Annotated in this window: 1 protein-coding gene and 1 pseudogene; both read left to right on the top strand. The window is 49.1% G+C overall.

Going from position 1 to position 1,091, the window contains the following annotated elements; translation table 11 throughout:
• Window positions 1-638: pseudogene (locus tag C7N83_RS13930) on the top strand (IS1595 family transposase); the annotation flags it as partial.
• Window positions 639-890: 252 nt separating this feature from the next.
• The gene (locus tag C7N83_RS17210) at window positions 891-1,064 is read left to right on the top strand and encodes an IS630 transposase-related protein (RefSeq protein ID WP_106743289.1); all 174 of its coding nucleotides are present in this window, start codon (window positions 891-893) and stop codon (window positions 1,062-1,064) included.
• Window positions 1,065-1,091 lie beyond the last annotated feature (27 nt).

The following is a 1,091-nucleotide window of genomic DNA, read 5'->3' as shown; positions in this document are numbered from 1 at the left end:
GGTAAACTTTCCGGGCAGAAATTCCGGCAAATATTACGCCTTTCTGCCTCAGGTTTGACTGCTTCCGACACAGCCGGATTAACGGCAGCCAGTGTCCGAAGTGCCAACAACCCGTTCCCCAAACTGCAGCACCGTATTTGCTGACGAATGTGGGAAGCAAACCCCGTTTTCAGATATCACCGAACCGGATGGGCCTTATTCCGGTGCCAGACGCATCCGTGGCAAACGGGCTCGGGGAGCCGGTGGAAAAAGCACCGTATTGGGCATATTGGAGCGTGATGACAAGGTCCGTACCGGAACCGTACCCGGTGCTTCAAAAGTCATGCTGCAAAAGGTTATCCGGGGCCATCTCCCTATCAAAAGCTTTACTGGTGGCCGGCATGGTTCTGGTTGATATGGGCTGTGAAAAACACTTCCGTGTCCGTCACGCAGATAACGGGTTTGCCGGAGGGGTTCGGCATATCAACGGAATGGGGTCATTTTGGGCTTATGCAAAAAACAGGACGGTTAAATTTAACGGCGTATCCGGACGGACATTTTATTGGCACCTGAAAGAAACAGGATTCCGCTTTAATCACAGACATGATAACCTGTATGTAATTTTGTTGGAAATGTCACGGAATATGCCTTTGGATTAGATTTGCTTCCTAAGCCCCTAAGTTAAAATCAAACCCAAAACTCCCCTCCGACGTACCTCGCCGGATTTAAGACAAGTAGACAGCACATTCCCTTGAGCTCAGCCAAAGCGCCATGAATAGGCGGAAACGAAGGAGACATTCATAAAATTACCGAAGCATGCAAAAGCACCGCCCAACCTTGTCTGTTTGGAAAAAACGGCAAGCATTAACCGGAAGGCCTGCCGCCGCACCACTGAACAGACCGTCTAAAAAATTGACCGTGCCCGACTGCCCGATTATCCGGAAAAACACCCTGGTGCCTGCCTGTCGGAAATGACAAAAGTCTTTAATTCTACCCCGCCCGCTCTTTTTTATGCCCTGAAATCATTGGAAATCACGCGCAAAAAAAGACGACTGCCTACACAGAACAAGATCCCGCAAAAGTAGAAAATTACCTAAAGCGATGATCAAAGT

Source organism: Neisseria iguanae, assembly GCF_003013245.1.
In the GTDB taxonomy this organism is placed as follows: domain Bacteria; phylum Pseudomonadota; class Gammaproteobacteria; order Burkholderiales; family Neisseriaceae; genus Neisseria; species Neisseria iguanae.
The sequence above is the reverse complement of the archived record's forward strand: the minus strand, read 5'-3'. Positions and strand labels throughout refer to the sequence as shown.